The sequence below is a fragment of the Methanoculleus formosensis genome (genome assembly GCF_025384765.1).
Lineage (GTDB): Archaea > Halobacteriota > Methanomicrobia > Methanomicrobiales > Methanoculleaceae > Methanoculleus > Methanoculleus formosensis.
Genome location: NZ_VHLL01000001.1, coordinates 344,893 through 364,351, shown reverse-complemented (window position 1 = coordinate 364,351; position 19,459 = coordinate 344,893). Strand labels below are relative to the sequence as shown.

Below are 19,459 nucleotides of genomic sequence, written 5' to 3'. Positions count from 1 at the left end.
GGGAGGGGGAGCATCCCCCCTCCCCTGTCTCACACTCTTCGGCCATCTCACACCTCAGGCGTTATCCGTCGGCTTTTCCAAGATAGGAGCGCTCTCCTACGTGGGCATCTACAAGCCCCTCCTCAGAACCCCCCCACCACCCGCGCTTCGCGCTCCTCCCGCCCCCCTAAGGGGGGCGGGCAGTGCGTGGCGATACTCCCCGGGAAGCCGTGCATGGTTACTGAACAACGATCCAAAAGAATTTAGGAATTCTAACGTCAATCAAACCCAATTTAAAGAAAATCGGATAGAACCGTCAGAATCCGGGCACCGCAAGGCACCAGCCCACCGCCAAAAGATACAACACCAGACACAAGAGTCCCCCCTAAAACCTCATCACGCCCTCGATCCCCGTCTCCCCCGCAACCTCCCGGAACTCTTCGACGCTTCCGAACGGGCGGCGGGCGGCGATGGTCGCGGCCCTCTTCTTGCCGACGCCGGGGATCCACCGGAGTGCCGCTGCCGGCAGGGTGTTGACCTCGACCGGAGAGGGGAGCGCCGTCACCGACCGCATCCCCCAGTCGACCACGACGGTGTCGATCACCGCCCGTGCCGGGAGTTCGAGCGGGATTCCGACAAGGATGGGATAGGAGCCCATCTGCCGCCCGAACGACGGTTTCCCGGGAACTTCGACGACGACCTCCGAAAGAACGGTGCCGACGGGGAAGACCCGGCGGAGCATCGGCTCGTCGAACTCCTTGCGCGTCCACTCCTTGAAGGAGCGGAACCGGGCATCGTGCTTCCCGAGGGTGTTCTCGGTGTAGGCCTTTGTTCCCTCAAACGGCATCACCTGCCGGATGTTCACCCGCCGGACGAGAAGACCGGCATCGAGCACCCGCCGGAGGAACGCCTCGTTTGCGTCGAACGTCGCCGGCGTCTCCCCCGCGAGGCCGACGATGAAGTTCAGGCCCGGCAGGAGCTCGGGGATGCCGCGAGTCCGCTTCCCCCCGACCTCGTTCACGACCTCGATCGCGCGAAAGACGTCATCCGGCATTGCCTTGAGGTTGTTTGCCGCGACAACCGCGGGATCGGCGGTCTCCATCCCGAAGGCCGCGGTGTCGCCGGGGGTGTGGCCGGCGACGATCACCTCGAGCGCCGCCCGTGCCGCGTCCTCGTGGCGGGCGATGGTGCCCGGGTTGATGTTGTCGATGTGCAGGGTTTTCAAGTCCGGGGCGTTCTCCCGGACGGCCGAGAAGAGTTCGGCGAGCGCCTCGGGGCGGGGGACCGGGAACTCCCCGCCGCCGCTCTTGTAGGCGAGGAGATCCGGCTGCCGGCCGAGCCTGAAATGGCGGGCACCCGCCGCATATAGCGCCGCGACCTCCTCCGCGATCCCCTCGATGCTCCGGTAGCGCGGAAGCCCGTAGAACGGTTCGGTGCAGAACGAACATCCTCCGACCGTCGCCCGCGAACACCCGGTCGCGGTCTCGAGCTCGCAGATCACGTAGGGGAATGCCGGGTGCCCACCGATGATCCCGGCGCCCGCTGCGGCCCAGGGGTCGGTCAGGGAGTAATCGCCCGCGCCGGCAGGCTCCCCGCCCGAGAGCCAGGAGTCGAGCGCGACCGCGGGCGATCCGGAGAGCGTGACGTCGAACCCGGCGATCGCCTGCCGGATCGCCTTCTTCCCACCCCCGGGAGCGTAGCCGAAGGCGATCGGCCCGCCGATCGCGGTGGTCGGCTGCCGGAGCAGGATCCCGATCTGCTGGATCTCCGTCAGGGTCGCGGGTCTCCCCCCGATGTATGCTCCCGGCACGGTCAGGCCGGCGATCATCACCACGAGATCGCCGCGGCCGGGCGAGGTGGCAAGGGCGGGATCGGCCCGGACCTGGTCGATCGTGACGTAGCGGGGAGCATAGCCATGCCCGATAAGAACCCCGGCGACCTCCCGGATGTACGGGGAGACGTAGGGCGAAACGCCGAGGCACGCGGGTTCGTCGACGTAGCCGTCGATGATGAGGGCGTTAGTCGATCGCGGCATCTTCGATTTCACCCCTCCCGGGCAGACTCACGCGAAGAGCGCGAAACCGCGAAGACCATGCAATTGATGCCCCCTGGTACCTTCCCTTCGCGTCCTTCGCGGCTTCGCGCGAGGCCACGATGCACATGCGATGCCGGGTACGATGGTCCACTAGAGGTCATACCCGATCAGGCGCAGGAGTTCCCCCGCCCAGTAGAGTTTTCCCCGCTTGAGGGGGTCGACGTTTTTGTCGGCAAGATCGAACCCGACGATCCGGATACTCGCCGCCCCGAGTTCGTCGGCGGCAAAGACCGCCCGGTCGCCGTCGGTGAACCCGCCGAAGTTGTGGACGTGCGGCAGCGGCGCCGCCTGCGTGGTGGCGACAAGCGGGCCCACGATGCGCGGGACCCAGTGGCGGAGGAGCGGGACGTTGTCGCCATGGGCGTGCACGACCATCACCGTCCCCCGCTCCGAGAGGTCGATGAAGACGTCCGTTGCCCCGTCGAGGTCGGTGAAGACTGCGGCCGGCCGGATACCGTGATCAGCGAGCACCTCCGCCGCCGCGTCGGCGGCGAGCACCGTCCCCCCGATCCGGTCGAGTTCGTCCACAAGGCAGGGTGCGTTCCCGCAAACCGTCACCTCTCTCCCCCGGATGAGCGTCTCAAGCAGCCCGACGTCGTCGCGACCGGCAAGGTCCGCGAGCACCCGGGCGGCCGCCTCGTCGGCCTCGCGCTCGAACCCGAAATAGTCCAGAATTGCAGTGTAGTGAGGCTCCCAGTCCGCAAACCTCATTGCTTATCCTCGTCGTCCAGGCCGACGATGGTTGCGAACCGCTTCAGGATCGGGTCGATGATGAGATCGAGGAGGTCCTCCTTCTCCTTTGCCAGGGAGAAGTAGTTGAGCGGTATCAGGGCCGCCGCCATCGTGGCGTGTCCACCAGCCTCACCGATAGGGGCGAACGCCTCGGCCATAACGTTGCCGAGATGGAGCCTGATATCCTTGTTCCGCGCAGATATGATGATATTCTGGTCGCTGATGCCGTAGACCAGCGCCGTGTTCACGCCCTCGAGATGGACCAGCATATCGGCCGCCTGCGGGAGGGCGTCGCGGTTCCTGATGTAGCCGACGCCGGAGAAGAGGTAGCCGCTCTTGATCCGGCGGTTGCGGATGGCGTTTCCGATGATCTCCACCGTCTCAAGCGACATAGAGGGGGAGGTGATCTTATCGAGGAGATCCGAGTCGGTCAGGGGAAGGAGGAACGCCGCGTAGTTGAGGTCCTGGGAGGTGACGTTCCGCTTGAAGTCGCGGGTATCGGCCCTGATGCCGTACAGGAGCGCGGTTGCCACCGACTTGCTCACCGGGATATCGAGCTCCATCAGGTACTGGGTCATGATGCTCGCCGTGGCGCCGACCCCCGGCCTGATATCGATGAAGTCGGCGACCGTGGACGGGTGCTCGCCGTTCTTGTGGTGATCGATGATGATGTTGACCCGGGTCGACCTGGGGAGTTCGTTGTTCACGCCGGGCCCTGACGAGTCGACCAGAGCGATGTAGTTGCATTCCTCGAGGATCTGGGGGGTGAGCCGCTCCAGCTTGATATCGAGGAGGTTGATGAACGCCCGGTTCTCCTGATGCCCGATATCCCCTTCGTAGACGAGACGGCAGTTGAGCTTGTTGTGGCTCGCGTGCCGCGCGATCATAGAGAGCGCCATGGCACTCGATATCGAGTCGGGGTCGGGATTTAAGTGGGTGACGATGCAGAGCGTCCCCTCCCACGAGGCGAGCATGTCGTAGAGCCGCAGGGCAAGCCGTGAAGAGTGGAGTTTCCGGATGTGGTGGATGGCGGTCTTCGCAACTACCTCCTGCGGGTAGAGGACGATATCGGCGCCCTCCAGCTGGAGGAGGTCGATGCTGACCGGGTCGGTGGCGCGTGCGATGACGTAGGTCGCCGGGTACCGGTTCTTGACGGTCTTGAGCGCGGCCAGGTTGGCCTCCCGGTCGTTCGCGAGGATGAACGCGACCTCCGGCACGGGCAGCCCTTCCATGAAGTTCGGATCAAGGAGGTCGCGAACGATCGCCTCGTACTTCTGATCGCGGAGGTCTTCCACCCGTTTCTGGTCTTTATCGACGATGATGAGATCTTCGCTCTCCTGCTCGAGCTCCTCGGCGACATTATAGCCGGTGCTCCCGCACCCAAGAATGATGTATTTGATACGTTCCTTCGAAACGTTCTGGACCGCCTCAGGCATGCGTACAATGGTGTAACTTCTCATGGTATTAAGGGATTCCATTTTGGCGATTTTCAGAGAGGTTCCACAAAGTTTATACCGTTTCCCATGCAACACTATTAGGTCAGATACATGGGCCTGTAGCTTAGTTTGGCAGAGCGACGGACTCTTAATCCGTAGGCCAAGGGTTCAAATCCCTTCAGGCCCGTCGAACTCTCGATTTTTCTCATCGTTTGCATCCGGTATCGATTCTCCAGCGGTGACCATCGAGATCTTTTCCCCCATTGCGGGCGGGGCGCCCGGTCGTCCGGTCAACCTCCATCAACCTCAACCCGCGCCGTTTTTTCTTACAAGAGGCCGGTTGCTGCGATGGTAACAGGGTTCCGGAGGCACATATATGCCGCTGCTATATAAATCCTGCTCCCGCGGGAGATCCACAGTACCGCACCGCAGGGTAGAGAGATCCGGTCACCGCCCGATCTTCAGGAGCATCTCTTCGAGCGTCGGGTAATGCGACTCTATCCGCTCGATCGTCGCGCCGTCGGCCGCAAGCGCTGCGGTCGTCCGGTTCAGCTCCTCGACGGAACGCGCCTCGGCAAGGTACCGGCCGTCGGAGGCCGCATAATCGACCGACGTCGCGAACGTCGCCGGGTCGGGTACCCGGAAGAAGACCTGGTAGGTGAGCGAACCGAAGGTCTCGCGGAGTTCGGGCATGGTGCCCTTCGCCACCACCTTCCCCCTGCGCAGGATCAGGACGAGGTCACAGGCCTCCTCCACCTGGAAGAGGTTGTGGGCGGAGAAGATCACCGTCTTGCCCTGGTCCCGGAGATCCTTGACGTAGTCGAGCACCGACCGCGACGTCATGGGGTCGAGGCCGGAGGTGGGCTCGTCGTAGATGAGGAGGCCGGGATCGTGCATCAGCGACCGTGCGATCGCGACCTTCCGCTTCATCCCCTTCGAGAGTTCCCCGATCTTCTTCTTCTCCGCATCGAGCGCGAGCGAGTCGAGGAGTTCGTCGCCCCGCTCCTGGATGGTTGCTCTCGAAAGGCCGTAGATCTCGCCGAAGAACGCCAGGTAGGCATCCGTCGTCATCGTCTCGTAGAGCCGGGACTCCTCGGGGAGGTAACCCAGGTTCTTTTTCAGGTCGAGCGGTCTCCTGACAACGTCGATCCCGTCAACGACGAGGCTCCCCGCCGTCGGTGAAATAAGGCCGGCCATGATCTTCAAGAGCGTCGTCTTCCCGGCGCCGTTATGCCCGATAACCCCGAGTATCCGTGCATCGTCGAGATCGAAGGTGACACCGTCGAGGGCGGGGAAGTCGCCGTAATGTTTGACGAGAGAGCGGGCCGTGATCATCGGGTACCCCTTATGTCGGCGATGCCTACTAATAGATTGCTGCACAGAGATATGGTTCTCTAGCGCCGCCAGGGATTACCATGAGTCTTGCCTCCTCCATCCGGACGATCGCCGTCTGGGAGATGAACCGGTCGATGACCACGATGGGGAGAAGCGTCCTCCCGCTTGCGGCGGGGCTTCTCGTCCTCCTGCTGCTGGTAACGGCGTTTGCCGCCGAGAGCGGCGTCCATATGCAGGACGGCATGTACCGCATCGGCGTCGACGACCCCGAGGTCGCCAGGATCGTCGCTCCCGACGGCCGTTTTACCGCCTACCTCGATAATGGGGCGGCCCTCTGGGAGAACCGGTTCGCATACGACATCGTCATCCTGCAGGGCGAGGTCTACGCCGCCGACACGGATAAAGGGCGGGCGGCCCTGAAAACACTCGAGCGCGACTACGAGGGTTACGTCTCCTACGTGGCCGCAGGAGAACCCGACCTCTTCGCCGCCTACCCGCTCTGGATCGACCTTCAATACGTCAAGAGCGAGATCGACTTCCTGGCAACCCAGAGCGGGCAGCAGGTCGGCGCCCCGACGGATGCCGGAAGACCGCCGGCCCCCTCCGGCCCGGTCGAGGCGGTGACGCCCCCGGCGTCGGCAATGCCCGTCTCCGAAGAGACCCTCCGGGAGCACCTTGCGGACACGGGGAACAATCATCCCCTTGAACGCTACACCGGCGTCATCTCAGGCGGCTCAGCGATGGGGGATTTCCGGACGCCCTCGGAACTCTCGGCGCCGCTTCCCTTCGATGCAATCATCCTGGTCTTCGTCTTCATCTTCCCGCTCTACTTCACCTCGCAGTTCTTCATGATGAGCGTGATGAACGAGCGGGTGGGAAGGGCCGGGGAGGCACTCCTCTCCACCCCTGTTGGGCCGGCCGCGATCATCGTCGGTAAAGCCCTCCCCTACTTCACGATCATGATCCTCATCGCCGTCGCGATCACCCTCTTTGCCGGTGCACCGATGACGATCCTCCTCCCGCTCGTCCCGGTCATCCTCTTCTTCCTCGCAAATGCCCTGATCATCGGGATGGCCTCCCGGAGTTTCAAGGAACTCTCGTTCGTCTCGATCTTCTTCTCGACCCTCGCCACGTCGTACCTCTTCTTCCCGACGGTCTTTGCGAACACCCACGTCATCAGCATCATATCGCCCCTCACTCTGGTCGTCCTCGATATCCAGGGCGACGGGTTCACCGCCATGGAGTTCGTTTACTCGACCGCCCTCTTCTTTGCAACGAGCATCATCCTCTTCTACGTCGGCATCACGAACTTCCGCGAGGAGCGCCTTTTTTCGCAGAAACCCCTCACATCAAGGCTCGCGGACTTCGTCTCGGCCGGGATAAGCCGGGATCACCCGCACATCTCGCTCTTCCTGCTCGCGGGCTTCACGATACCGTTCGTCTTCATGGCCCAGATGCTGACGCTCGTCCTCTTCTTCAACATCCCGATGCCGCTCTCCCTCGTCCTCCTGACCGTCTCCGCGGCATTCATCGAGGAGTTCGCGAAGTCGATCGGGCTTTACGCGGTGGCGCGGGAGCGGCCCGGGTTCCTGACGCCGAAGAACCTGCTCCTCGGAGCGGTCGCGATCGGGTTCGGGTTCCTCGTCGGCGAAAAACTCCTCCTCTTCGCCACGCTTGCCCAGATCACCGAGTCGATCTTCGGGAGCGTCCTCTTCCTCTCCCTCCAGGTGCTCTGGATGCCGCTCCTCCTCCACATCGCGGGAGTGCTCATCACCGGCACCTTCCTCCTGCTCTGGGGGCGGCGCGCCTACCTCCCTGGCCTCGTCGCGGCGTGCGTGGTGCACAGCCTCTATAACCTCTACTTCCTTCTGGGGGCGCTCCAGTGAATACGCGAAATATCGGTCTTGTCGCGAAGAAAGAACTCCTGGGGCTCTCGTCGGAGAAGACGATCGTCTTTGCGATCCTCCTGCAGGTCTTCATCGCGATGTTCTCGTCATTCTTGATGGTGGGGCTCACCGCCATGTACGACCCGGAGGCGATCGAGGGCTACTCGACGGTCGCCTATGGCGTCGGCTACGCCGGAGCGGATTCAGCCCTCATCGGTGAGTTCGAGAAGAGAGACGACCTCATCCTCCACCGGATGGATCTCAGCCAGGCGCTTGCGGCTCTGCGCGATCGGAAAGTCTCGGCGGTGGTCTACGTCCCGGAGACCCCGCCCGATGCAGAGGGGCCGGTCATGGTCACGCTCTACCTCATCCAGAACGACCTGCAGTCGAGCGTCATCAACGTCAAGGTAAAAGAGGTGCTCCAGGGCTACGAGAAGGAACTCCGCGAGGTCCGGGCCGACCGGATGACCGCATTCCCCGTCGAACTGAACTTCCCCGACTCCGGCGGCGGCGAGAACTTCTTCGAGTTCGTCTACGGACTCCTCATCCCGCTGCTCGTCCTCCTCCCGGCGATCGTCTCGGCCGCCCTGATCATCGACCTCATCACCGAGGAGTACCAGCGCCGGACGCTCGAGACGCTGATGTCGACGCCGGTCACGTTCGCGGAGATGGTCTGGGGGAAGGTTGCCGCCTGTGAGGTCCTGGTTCCGGTTCAGGCCGGGGCCTGGCTCCTCCTCCTCGGATTCAACGGCATCGCGGTCGATAACGCCGCTGCGATCCTCCTCCACGCCTCGGCGGGCGGGCTCTTCCTCATCCTGCTCGGGGCGCTCGTGGCGCTCCATTACCGCGAACGGACAAGCGCCCAGTTCATCTTCTCGACCGCGCTCGTCGTGGTCTTCCTCCTCGTCATGGCTGTCCCCTACAACCCCTTGAACCTCATGGTCAGGCTAGCGGTGGACACCGTCGGACCCGTCCACTGGCTGATCCTCGCACTGGTCGCGGGCGCGACGGCCCTCCTCGGATGGGGCGTAACGGCCTATGCCCGCCGGGTCGGGGAGGCAACCCCAGAGGCCCGGTAAGGGGAGAGGGGTTCGCGCCCGGTCGCCACGTCGCCGTATTCCATCGTGGGCAAAATATATATCGGCGGATATGCTATTCAGCCCATCGATGCTCCACCCCCATCACCTCAATACCACCTGTGCGGTCTGCGGTGAGACCTGCCGGTTCACCATCCCCGAGGCCGCGAGCAGCGTCGGGTCGCGAGACCTCGACACCCGGCCCGCCGAGCCCCTGCGATCCACCATCTACGCGTGGGTGAAACGGTGCCCGTCCTGCGGCTACTGTGCGCCCGACCCGGGCAAGGCGCAGGAAGGAGCGGCCGACGTGGTGAAACTCCCGCGCTACCGCGGGCAACTCGACGCCCGCAAGTTCCCTGGAATTGCAAACACCTTCCTCTGCTGGTCGATCATCCAGGAGGACCTCGGGCTCCCGGCCAGGGCCGCGTGGGCGTCCCTCCATGCCGCCTGGGTCTGCGATGACGAGGGGGTGGATGTGCCCGCCCGGATCTGCCGGAAACGTGCCGCCGACCTCCTGCGGCGTGGGTGGGAGAAAGGCGAACGGCTGGCCGCCCCGGAGGGGGCGGACGAGGCGCTCCTCGCCGATCTGCTCCGGAGAGCGGGGAGGTTCCGGGAGGCCCGCGCCGTGGTGAAGGAGATGCTGGAGAAGAACCCCGAGCCCGTCATCGCCGACATCCTGCGGCTCCAGGCGCGGTTGATCGCCGCATCGGACCGGGGCGCCCATACCGTCGCCGAGGCCCGGCGGTTCAGGCATCCCGTGCCGCTCTGACCGGCAGATCCCCACCATTTGTATACTGTTCCGGCGATACTGTATCATGGAGATCACGATCCTCTCCCCCGGCATCTATACCTACGGCGCCATGCTGATCGGCGGCGTCCTCCGCGACGCGGGTCATCGGGTGACCCTCACCCGGACGCCCGCCGCCCCGGGCGATTCGGTCCTGCTCATGAGCCTCTTCTCGACCCAGCACCTCCTCGATCCCGCGATCCGCGACCTGATCCGGGCACACCGCGAGCGCGGAGGGACGGTCTACGTCGGGGGCCCGGTCTCGGCCGCGCCGGAGATGGTGCTCGGGGAGCTCGCCCCCGATGCGGTGGTCGTCGGCGAGGGCGAGGAGACGGTGGTAAGGCTCGTCGAGGAGGGGGTCTCGCCCGGTCTTTTGGGGATCGCGTACCTCGACGCCGGCCGGCCGGTCGTGACGCCGCCCGCACCGCCGGCGCCGATCGACCGGCCGCTCCCCCTCATCCCGGACGACATCGGGAGCCAGAGCATCCGGGGCGCAAGCGCCTACATCGAGACCCACCGGGGATGCATCGGGGGGTGCACCTTCTGCCAGGTGCCGCGGTTCTTCGGGAGGGCGGTCCGGAGCCGACCGCTTGAGAACATCATCGAGGAGGTGAAGGCCTTTGCGGCACACGGCGCGACGAGGCTCTCGGTCTCCGGGGGGACGGGATCGCTCTACGGCTCCACCAACGGGGAGATGAACCCGGACGCCTTCATCGCCCTCCTTCGTTCGATGGCGGAGGTGATGGGGCCGCGAAACGTCTCTTCCCCCGATATCCGCGTGGACTGTATCACCGACGAAGTTCTGGACGCTATCCGGCGCTACACCATCGGGTGGGTCTTCTTCGGGATCGAGTCGGGGAGCGACCGGGTGCTCCGGATGATGGGCAAGGGTGCGACCGTCCGGCAGGTCGAGGAGGCGGTGGAGCGGTGCCGGGAGCACGATCTTCGGGTCGCCGGGAGTTTCATCGTCGGCTACCCAGGGGAGACGGAGCGGGACTACGAGGCGACGAAGGATCTCATCGCCGCACTCTCCCTCGACGACGTCTTCGTGAGCAGTGCCGAACCCATCCCGGGGACACCCCTCGCCGACCTCGCGGCCAGGACGCCCCGGGACAAGAACCCGGCATTCATCCCGCACACCGGGGAATACCGTCCGCTCGGCCTCACCGAGAGCGAGGCAAGGTATTTCGACCTGATGATGCACGCCGATCTCTTCCGCCCGCAACTGCGGCTCGTGACCGACGAGATCTACAACACGTATCTCGCCGAGGCACGCAAGCAGGGCCAGGATATCAGGGCGGCGACCGAACTCATCCTCCGCTACGCCCAGCCGTAAGGTATGGGCGGGAACTCCCTCCTTTCTTCGCCTTCCCGGTTGAAAATGCCCGGTTTGCCCGGGCCGGAAACCCTTAAGTATCCTCGATCCTCTACTCCACCGCCTTGAAGGGATACCTCTTCGAGAAGAAGACGATGGAGGGAGATACGATGGCTGATCAGCAGGCAGGAACAGTGCTGGAGACCCGGCAGGAAGAGAGGGTGAACCTGATGCGTGCACACGACATCCGGGACATCAAGGTGCGAAACCCACAGGGAGAGAACCTCGGCGATATCAGCGATGTCGTACTGGACCGCGACAGCGGCCGCGTCGCGTATGCCGTGCTCTCTTATGGCGGAATCCTCGGGTTCGGCGAGAAGCATTTCGCCATCCCCTGGGAGGCGGTCCGCACCCGCGCGGGGGAGAGGAGTGCTACCGTGGACGCGGATAAGCGGACGCTGGATAACGCTCAGGGGTTTTCCCGGGACAGGATGCCGCGCGAGGCGGACTGGAGCCTGGTCCGGACACCCCCCCCGGCACGTGCGGCGGCAGCAACGGCAACGGCAGCGAGACCCGCGGCCCCGGTGACGGAGAGGGAGGTTCCGCCGTCCCGGGCGGCGGAGACCGTGGCGCCGGCAGAGACCACGTCCCCTGCAGGAGAGAGGGTCGTTCCGACACCGCCGCCCGTCCAGACGGTCGCAGCCGGATGGGGAGGGCAGCCGACGACACAGCGTGTCGAGGAGCGGCCGGTGATGACGGAGGGGCCGCCACCCACGGGGACCGGCGTCAGGGAGGTTCACCGGGAGCGCATCGTCGAGACGCCGCCCCGTGAGACCGTCGTCGAGGAGGCCCGGAGAGAGCCGGCGACCGCGATGGAGGCACCCCCGGCAGCCCGGCCGGCAACAGGACTCGAACGATCGCTTATGACTCCCGGGCCTTCCGCCGGGCGCCTCTCGGCTGCCGACCTTCAGGTTTACCTCAAGGGCATGGACTACCCGGCGGGGAGGCAGGACCTCATAACCCACGCCCAGAAGAACAGTGCTCCGGAGAGCGTGATCACGACACTCGAGGGCTTCTCCGACCGGACCTACCGGTCGGCCGCAGATGTGAGCGCGGAGTTCGGCAGCGAGTCCCGAACCCGGCAGCCGACCGGGATCGAGGTGCCTGCACGGGAGGTTCGCGAGACTACCGTGGCGGAGGTCCGCGAGGAGGCACCCACGACCCGGAGAACGGTACCCCCCCGCACCCGTCTCTCTGCGGCCGACCTGCAGGTCTACCTCAAGGGCATGGACTACCCGGCAGGGAGGCAGGATCTCGTAACCCATGCCAGGGGGAACAACGCACCGCAGGAAGTCATTTCGTCTATAGAGGGTTTCTCTGACCGGACATACCAGTCGGCCGCCGATGTGAGCACGGAGTTCGGGAGAGAGGCCCGCGGGGAGCAGTCGACTACGATGGAGACGCGGCGGGAGCCCGGGATCACCACGGAGGAGGCCAGGAGAGAGCAGATGGTCCGGCCTGAAACCCAGGTCGAGGAGGGCCCCGCGGCAAGGAGGACAGTACCGTCCCACACCCGTCTCTCCGCCGCAGACCTGCAGGTCTACCTCAAGGGCATGGACTACCCGGCAGGAAGGCAGGAGATCGTCGCCCAGGCCCGGAAGAACAACGCTCCAGAGGAAGTTATTTCGGCTATCGAGACCTTCTCCGACCGGACTTACCGGTCGGCCGCAGACGTGAGCACGGAATTCGGAAAGGTCAGGTGACGGGGAGGACCCGCCGCTACGGGCGGCAGCCGGGAAACACCCCTCCCAACCTCCCCGGCACGTCAATTCTACGGCGGAGAACTCTTCGCCGGTAGCCCCGCCCCGGAACCGGGGAACTGTTAAATAGTCGCAACACGCATCGCCCGCTCTGCGCGAAGGTGAAGATCGCCTTCAAACAGTGAGATGGTGGTTGCAATGGCTGAAACGATTCTGGAACAGCAGGTACGGAGAACGGAGGGGCAGGAGTTCTTCTCATCCGAAGATATCGTGGGGAAACGGGTGAAGAACCCGGAGGGGTACGATCTCGGCGAGATCTCGAGCCTGCGGGTCGGCCTGCCCACGGGAAGGGTGGCGTATGCGGTGCTCAAGACCGGTGGCATGCTCGGTCTTGGAGCAAAACATTTCGCGATCCCCATCGAGGCTATGGTCTACCGGCCCGGGGACGATGTCTTCGTGGCGAACATCAGCAAACACCGCCTCGACAGCGACTCCGGGTTTTCAGAGGGGGATTGGCCGAAGGAATCGAACTGGAGCCTGATCGAGTCGAGACGCCCCATGAGCCCCCCGAGCCAGGAGGAGGCCCGGGCCGTGACCCGGACGGAGCCGCCGCCCCGCGAGGTGGTCACGACGGAGCGGGTGGAGGTCAGGGAGACGCCCGCCCGCACAGGGATGCCGATAACGGCCGAGGAGGTGGAAGGGGTCAGGATGGCGGCGCCGGTCACCGAGACGGCGCCCCGGGAGACCGTCGCCGAGGAGGTCAAAAGAGAGTCGGCGACCGCGATGGATACCCGCACGACGACAGGACCCGCTCACGGGCACCTCTCGGCCGCCGACCTGCAGGTCTACCTCAAGGGCATAGACTACCCGGTGGGGAGACAGGATCTCATAACCCATGCCCAGAAGAATGACGCACCCGGGGACGTTATCGCAGCGCTCGAGGGCTTCTCCGACCGGACCTACCAGTCGGCCACGGACGTGAGCACGGAGTTCGGGAAAGTCAGGTAACCCTACTTTTTTTTGAAGAATACCGGCAGTTACGAGGAGAGTTTCGTCTGGACGGTCCCCCGGTCGTTGAATATGAGATGGCGCCCGGCGGCCTTCCCCCGGATACCGGCACGCGCCAGATCGGCCGGGCCGGAGAACGGCCGCACCCTCCGCAGGTTGAGGATCCGGTCCGCCCCCTTCGGCCCAATCCCGGGGACGCGGAGGAGGTCGCGGCGTGGGGCGAGGTTGACGTTCACCGGCGCGCTTCCGGCGGCAAGAACCGTTTTCGGGTCACGGTCTCCGAAGAACTCATTCTCGTCGAGAGCGGCCCGGAGCTCGTCGGCCGCAACACCGTAGTCGCGGATCAGGTAGTCGGCCTGATACCACCGCCGCGCCCGCCACGCCGGGGTGTCCGGGTGCGGCGCGAGGGGAGTCCCCGGAAGGGCGTGGAACGCCGAGAAGTAGACCCGTGACGGCCGGACCCGCCGGTACTGGTCGGCGAGACAGGAGAGGATCTCTGCATCGGTCTCGTCCGCAGCCCCGATGACGAACTGCGTGGTGTGGCCGCCGGGCTTCTCCTCCGCCACCCAGGACTGGCGCTTCAGGATGTCCTGCCGGTAGTCCTTCACCCCGGCGATGCCCCCGAGACGGTCGGGCGACGTCGTCTCCAGGTTGATGCTGATCCGGTCGGCCACGCGGGCAGCGTCGTGGATATCCGCCCGGGTCGCGCCGGGAAGGATCTTCAGGTGAAGGTAGCCGTCGTAACCCCGGCGGCGCAGGATCTCCCCCGTCTCCACGATATCGTGCATCACGCAGTCGACGTCCCGGGGGATGCCGGAACTCAGGAAGAGCCCCTCGACGAGTCCGTCCCGCCAGAGGCGGAGGAAGGTATCGGCGAACTCTTCCGGGGCGAAACTCACCGGCTCACGCCGGGTACGGACGGGGCAGTAGGCGCAGTCGTAGGAGCAGGTGCCGTTGAGGAGCATCTTGAGCATCCGCCCGCACCCACCCGTCCGGCGGTTGTAGGAGATGTAGGGAGCGACAACGGTTCGTCCGTCCGGGTCCTCGAGGTCGTCGAGGGCTTCCTGAGATGAACGAAGGTTATCGAGCGGGACAGGCAGGATCTCCGGCGCTTGAGAGCTCCTGCGGGTCTCGACCGTGACCGGGAGGAGTTGAAGGCACTCGCCCGGGCTGCAGATGTCGAACCGTCCGGCGGCGGTGAGATAGGCGAGTTTCTGCTCTTGCGTCGACATACCGGAAGCATCGGCCCGCGGGGGGAAGAACCGATGCCGGGCGCGGGGTGAAAGTGAATGGGTCAGAAAAATATAGGGAACCAATTATGTATTGTGAAAACAATAGTATCCACTGTAAACAATGTTTGACCATTTACAGGATCAGAAAAATCAAAAGGTATATCGATCACGCACCGGTGCCCCGAAGACCACAATCCGGCACCCGGCAAAGAACATTCCTTTAGAACGCCAGGGGCAGACAGGATCTCGCTCGCACCAGGGCACCTATGCCGACACCACCGCGATGCTCGGAGGGAGCCTGGTCCACCACGGCCCGTTCAACGACCGGGCCTACCTCTTCCGCCTGGATTCGGCAGATTTCCCGGGGATCGCCGGCCGGCTCCTCGCGTTTGCACGAGGCCGGGGCTACTCGCGGGTATTCGCACGGGTCCCTGCCCCGGCATGCGGCCACTTCGTATCGTCCGGGTACCTCCCCCGGGCACGGATACCCGGGCTCTACCGGGGAGAGGTGGACGGCTTCTACATGGCAGCCTACCGTGACCCCCTCCAGAGCAACTGGCGGGATGGGATCGATGACGTCCTTGCGGTTGCCGAAGAGAAGGGCCGGAAGGGCGCCGAGAGCCCGGCACTCGAGCCTAACTTCACCTGCACCCCTGCCACGCCGGCGGATGCCCCGGCGCTCGCGGCCATCTACCGGAAGGTCTTCGCGACCTACCCTGTCCCCGTCCACGACCCGGCCTACCTCGTACGGGAGATGCACCGCGACCTGCACTGCTTCTGCATCCGCGACGGCGAGAAGATCGCTGCGATTGCCTCCGCCGCAGTCGACCCGGAGGGGCAATTTGCGGAGATGACCGGGTTTGCGACGTTGCCGGAGTACCGGGGCCGCGGATTTTCAGCCCGCCTCCTGCGGCAGATGGAGGCGAAGATGCGCTCAATCGGGATAAAGACCACATTCGCCATCGCCCGGGCCCGTTCACACCCGGCAAACATCGTCTTTGCCCGGGCCGGCTACACCCACGCGGGGACGGTTCCCGGCTGCGTCAACATATGCGGCTCCCTTGAGGATATGAGCATCTGGTACAGACTGCTCGACGAGAGAATGGCAGCGACCCCACGGGGAAAAGAATAAGGGAAGCCCCGGATCTATACTGCCATCCAGATATGGATATGGATAATTCGCCGGCTTATGACGCCATCGTTGTCGGGGGCGGGCCCGCCGGGAGCACCGCCGCCTACCTCCTCGCGAAGTCCGGATACCGGGTGATGCTCCTGGAGAGGGGGAGGTATCCACGGGAGAAGGTCTGCGCTGGCTGCCTCAGCCAGAAGTCCATCCGGTTCCTCGACCGGGTCTTTGACCTGCCCATCCCCGCCCTCAAAGAGGAAGGGCTGCTCGACTCCGCCGGAACCGGCTACGCACTCTATGTCGGGAGCAGCCGCGTCCTCGCCGGGGACCTCGCCGAACCGTTCTACTTCACCCACCGGGAGCGTTACGACACCTGCCTTGCCCGGAAGGCGGCGGATGCCGGGGCGGAGACACATGAGGGCATGGAAGTCACCGCAATCGACCACGCCACCCGGACCGTCACGGCCTCGGATGGGAGCCGCTACGCCGGCCGGGTCATCATCGGGGCCGACGGGATTCACAGCGGGGTCCGCCGCTCCCTCCCGGAGAGCGTCTTCGAGCATGACCGGTGGCGTGAGAACCTCGGATGGGCCATGGAACTTGCAATCCCTCGCGACGAGGCTCAGGCGCTCATGGACAGGGAGGGGGTGATCCGGCTGGATGCCGAACTCACGACACCGCACCTCTTCCTTGACGCCTGCCGGTGGGGTTACGGGTGGGTCTTCCCGAACCGTGATGCGATCATCGTCGGGCTCGGGGGGCTGCTGCAGAAGAACCGGAAGACCCTGCCCGAGCGATACCGGGAGTTCCTGGACACCATCGGCCTGAGAGCGTTCGCCGACCGAAAACCGGCGGCATACCCCCTGCCGTTCGGCAATTACATCACCTCCCCGGTTCACGAGGGGACGCTCCTCGTCGGCGATGCGGGGGGGTTTGCAAGCCCCATCCTCGGCGAAGGGATCTTCTACGCCCACCGCACAGCAGAACTCGCCGCCCACGCCGTCGACCGCCACCTCGCGTCCGGTGCGCCGCTCGGCGAGACCTACACCTCCCTTCTCGACCGCCGCCTCATCCCCGAACTGCGGGCGGAGAGGACGTTGCGGGACTTCCTCTACGGTTGCCTGGACGCCCGGATACATCTGCCTCTCGAAGCCATGATGCGGGCGACGAACGGCCGGGTCATCGATGCGGTCCAGGGACACCGGTCGTTCCGGGGGTTCCAGCGGGACGACGACCTGCATTCCACCGTCTGGTGAAGGCAACGGGTGTGACGCCCACCGCCGATACCTCTATCCCCACCCGGACACGGGAAGGTGTCATGAACGCTCACACCCCACGCCACCCCTCTCTCTACGAGGTCAACGCCCGCGTCCTGCTCCGCCGCCTCGCGAGGGAGCGAGGGCGCCGCCTCACGCTCGACGAGATCCCCGAATCCTGGCTCGCACAACTCGCCCGGTGCGGCTTTTCATGGATCTACCTCATGGGAGCCTGGGAGACCGGGGAGGCCGGGCGGCGGGTCTCGGGTTCGAACGAGGAGTGGCTCCGCGGCTACCGGGACGTACTCCCCGACCTCCGGGAGGAAGACATCTGCGGCTCCCCCTTTGCCGTCTGTGGCTATTCGCTCCACCCCGACCTCGGGGAGCCGGAGGCGCTCGTGCAGTTCCGGAAACGCCTGCACAGAGTGGGCCTCCTCCTCATGCTCGACCTCGTCCCGAACCACACCGCACCCGACCACCCCTGGGTGCGCGACCACCCGGACTACTACGTCCGCGACACCGACGGGAACCTCGCCCACGGCCGGGACCCCCACTCCGGCGGCTGGCCCGACACCCTGCAGCTCGATTACGCCAACCCGGCCCTCGCGGAGGCGATGACTGCTGAAATGCAGAAGATCGCGGGGCAGTGCGACGGTCTCCGGTGCGACATGGCGATGCTCGTCCTCCCGGAGGTCTTTCACCGGACCTGGGGGCGGGAGATGGAGCCCTTCTGGCCCGGCGCGATCGAGAACGTCCGAAGAGAGCACCCGGATTTCGTCTTCATGGCGGAGGTCTACTGGGATCTCGAGTGGACACTGCAGGAGCAGGGGTTCGACTACACCTACGACAAACGGCTCTATGACCGACTCCGGAACGGAACAGCACGGCCGGTGCGGGACCATCTCCGGGCGGATTCCGAATACCAGGATAAGTCCGTCCGGTTCCTCGAGAACCACGACGAGGACCGGGCGGCGGCGGTCTTTTCGCCGGAGCAGCACCGGGCCGCGGCCATCCTCGCCTTCCTCTCCCGCGGTCTCCGATTCTTTCACGAAGGGCAGTTCTCCGGGCGGCAGAAGAAGACCTCCGTCCACCTCTGCCGGGAGCCGGAAGAGCCGGTCGACCCGGCGATAGAAGAGTTCTACCGGCGGCTCGTTGCCTGCCTGCGCCTCCCGGCGTTCCAGGACGGGAAGTGGCGGTTCCTCGACTGCAACCCGGCCTGGGAGGGCAACCCCTCACACGACGGCTACATCGCCTTCGCATGGGAGCATGAGGGAAGGCGCTACATCGTCACCGTCAACTACGCCCCCGACCGGGGCCAGTGTTACGTCCCACTCCCCTGGAGAGACCTCGCGGGGAAGACCGTCCGCCTCCGGGATCTCATCAGCCCGGCGCGGTACGACCGGGACGGTGAGGCACTCCTCTCGCCCGGCCTGTTCCTTGACATACCCGGGTGGGGTCGCCACGTCTTCGAGGTCGCGGGAGAGGAGGGATGACCCCCTTCAGGGAGACGGGGGAATCTCCTGCACCGGGAACTGGACTTCGGTCAGGAGTTCCTCCTCCCGCACCTCGTCAGGGTCGTTGAGGTAGAGTTCCCGCGAGGGGCCGACCAGCATGAGGCGGCGCTCGTTCATGGCAGTGAAGAGGCGCTCGTAGGCCTTCCCCACCCCGGGGTAGGGGCCGGTGTGGAGCACCGAGAAGAACCGGCCTCCCGGAAGGGTCCTGACCTCGACGGAACCTCCATCAAGGGTGACCGGGCCGGTGATCGGGATCACCACCTCGATATCGGCGTCCGTCTCCCGGTACTCCTCGTCGTGGCAGATGAACATGACCGGCCCGGCTATCCGTGCAGCGGGCTGCCGTCCGTCTTCGGGACAGACATACGTGAACAGTTCCCGGATCATCCTCGGGATCGCTTCATGGTAAACACCCTTCTCCCGGCGGGAAAGCACCCGCTGGGTGGGGATGTCCTTGATGAGAGGTTCGGTGATCGACATACTCAATTCTCCGTTGAGCGGGTCCTGCTTCTGTCTCTGCAGGGCCTCTGCAATCACATGCAGACGACCGACCTCCCGTTCGGTCGCAGCGAGACGCTCTGCGATGTGCTCCCGGATCGCCCCGGCATCGCCGCGTTCCCGCGCCTCAAGGATCTCTTCCACCTCAGAGAGGCCGAACCCGAGCCAGAGCAGGTGCCGGATACGGATGCCCCGCTCGACCTGGACATAGGTGTAGTAGCGGTACCCCGTACAGATGTCTCTTGCCGCAGGCACGAGGAGTCCCCGCTCGTCGTAGAGGCGGAGCGCCTTCTGCGAGAGGTGCGTGATCCGCGAGAACGTACCTATAGGGAGCTGATCGGTCGGCATGGATTACATCCACCTGTTGGCATCGCCCTGTAATAGACGGTCGGAGTCTCCCCCGGGGGAGAGTTCCCGACCTCCG

Annotated in this window: 15 protein-coding genes and 1 tRNA gene; 10 read left to right on the top strand and 6 right to left on the bottom strand. The window is 65.0% G+C overall.

The features are described 5' to 3' along the window. Positions 1 to 364: 364 nt before the first annotated feature. The 3 genes from FKB36_RS01945 to FKB36_RS01935 form a co-directional block, all read right to left on the bottom strand. A complete protein-coding gene (locus FKB36_RS01945; protein WP_261596340.1) occupies positions 365 to 2,014 on the bottom strand; it encodes a radical SAM protein in 1,650 nt (549 codons plus the stop codon). 150 nt (positions 2,015 to 2,164) lie between these two features. Then, the gene (locus FKB36_RS01940; RefSeq protein ID WP_261596339.1) at positions 2,165 to 2,785 is read right to left on the bottom strand and encodes a 6-hydroxymethylpterin diphosphokinase MptE-like protein; all 621 of its coding nucleotides are present in this window, start codon (positions 2,783 to 2,785) and stop codon (positions 2,165 to 2,167) included. Then, positions 2,782 to 4,242, bottom strand: a complete 1,461-nt coding sequence (locus tag FKB36_RS01935) for a DHH family phosphoesterase (RefSeq protein WP_261596338.1) — start codon at positions 4,240 to 4,242, stop codon at positions 2,782 to 2,784. The genes FKB36_RS01940 and FKB36_RS01935 overlap by 4 nt, the downstream gene beginning before the upstream one ends. A gap of 113 nt (positions 4,243 to 4,355) precedes the next feature. Here FKB36_RS01935 and FKB36_RS01930 point away from each other — a divergent pair. Beyond that, positions 4,356 to 4,429 (top strand) — tRNA-Lys (locus tag FKB36_RS01930). Between the two features lie 260 nt (positions 4,430 to 4,689). Here FKB36_RS01930 and FKB36_RS01925 read toward each other — a convergent pair. Further along, on the bottom strand, positions 4,690 to 5,577 hold the full coding sequence (locus tag FKB36_RS01925; RefSeq protein ID WP_261596337.1) for an ABC transporter ATP-binding protein: 888 nt from the start codon (positions 5,575 to 5,577) through the stop codon (positions 4,690 to 4,692). 80 nt (positions 5,578 to 5,657) lie between these two features. Here FKB36_RS01925 and FKB36_RS01920 point away from each other — a divergent pair, with 80 nt between their 5' ends. The 6 genes from FKB36_RS01920 to FKB36_RS01895 all read left to right on the top strand — a co-directional run bounded on the left by FKB36_RS01920 (position 5,658) and on the right by FKB36_RS01895 (position 13,409). Further along, on the top strand, positions 5,658 to 7,463 hold the full coding sequence (locus tag FKB36_RS01920) for a PrsW family intramembrane metalloprotease (protein ID WP_261596336.1): 1,806 nt from the start codon (positions 5,658 to 5,660) through the stop codon (positions 7,461 to 7,463). After that, positions 7,460 to 8,542, top strand: coding sequence for an ABC transporter permease (locus FKB36_RS01915; protein WP_261596335.1), 1,083 nt, complete (start codon positions 7,460 to 7,462; stop codon positions 8,540 to 8,542). The genes FKB36_RS01920 and FKB36_RS01915 overlap by 4 nt, the downstream gene beginning before the upstream one ends. Positions 8,543 to 8,612: 70 nt before the next feature. Beyond that, positions 8,613 to 9,308, top strand: a complete 696-nt coding sequence (locus FKB36_RS01910) for a DUF2225 domain-containing protein (protein ID WP_261596334.1) — start codon at positions 8,613 to 8,615, stop codon at positions 9,306 to 9,308. A 46-nt stretch (positions 9,309 to 9,354) separates the two neighbouring features. Then, positions 9,355 to 10,662, top strand: coding sequence for a methyl-coenzyme M reductase glutamine C-methyltransferase (locus FKB36_RS01905; RefSeq protein ID WP_261596333.1), 1,308 nt, complete (start codon positions 9,355 to 9,357; stop codon positions 10,660 to 10,662). Positions 10,663 to 10,811: 149 nt separating this feature from the next. Next, complete coding sequence (locus FKB36_RS01900; protein ID WP_261596332.1) at positions 10,812 to 12,404, top strand: DUF2795 domain-containing protein; 1,593 nt, start codon at positions 10,812 to 10,814, stop codon at positions 12,402 to 12,404. A gap of 195 nt (positions 12,405 to 12,599) precedes the next feature. Then, positions 12,600 to 13,409: a DUF2795 domain-containing protein gene (locus tag FKB36_RS01895; protein WP_261596331.1), complete on the top strand. Its 810-nt coding sequence runs from the start codon at positions 12,600 to 12,602 to the stop codon at positions 13,407 to 13,409. Positions 13,410 to 13,438: 29 nt separating this feature from the next. Here FKB36_RS01895 and FKB36_RS01890 read toward each other — a convergent pair whose 3' ends face one another. Further along, positions 13,439 to 14,641, bottom strand: coding sequence for a radical SAM protein (locus FKB36_RS01890; RefSeq protein WP_261596330.1), 1,203 nt, complete (start codon positions 14,639 to 14,641; stop codon positions 13,439 to 13,441). 283 nt (positions 14,642 to 14,924) lie between these two features. On the opposite strand from FKB36_RS01890, the gene ablB reads away from it, so the two are divergent. From ablB to FKB36_RS01875, 3 genes are all read left to right on the top strand, one after another. Then, positions 14,925 to 15,773 (top strand): putative beta-lysine N-acetyltransferase, encoded by an 849-nt coding sequence (gene ablB, locus FKB36_RS01885; protein ID WP_261596329.1) that lies wholly within the window; start codon positions 14,925 to 14,927, stop codon positions 15,771 to 15,773. A gap of 38 nt (positions 15,774 to 15,811) precedes the next feature. After that, the gene (locus FKB36_RS01880; RefSeq protein WP_261596328.1) at positions 15,812 to 17,023 is read left to right on the top strand and encodes a geranylgeranyl reductase family protein; all 1,212 of its coding nucleotides are present in this window, start codon (positions 15,812 to 15,814) and stop codon (positions 17,021 to 17,023) included. Positions 17,024 to 17,085: 62 nt separating this feature from the next. Then, positions 17,086 to 18,516 (top strand): alpha-amylase family glycosyl hydrolase, encoded by a 1,431-nt coding sequence (locus tag FKB36_RS01875; protein WP_261596327.1) that lies wholly within the window; start codon positions 17,086 to 17,088, stop codon positions 18,514 to 18,516. 6 nt (positions 18,517 to 18,522) lie between these two features. Here the strand turns inward: FKB36_RS01875 and FKB36_RS01870 are convergent, their stop codons facing one another. Next, positions 18,523 to 19,383: a MerR family transcriptional regulator gene (locus FKB36_RS01870; RefSeq protein WP_261596326.1), complete on the bottom strand. Its 861-nt coding sequence runs from the start codon at positions 19,381 to 19,383 to the stop codon at positions 18,523 to 18,525. Positions 19,384 to 19,459 lie beyond the last annotated feature (76 nt).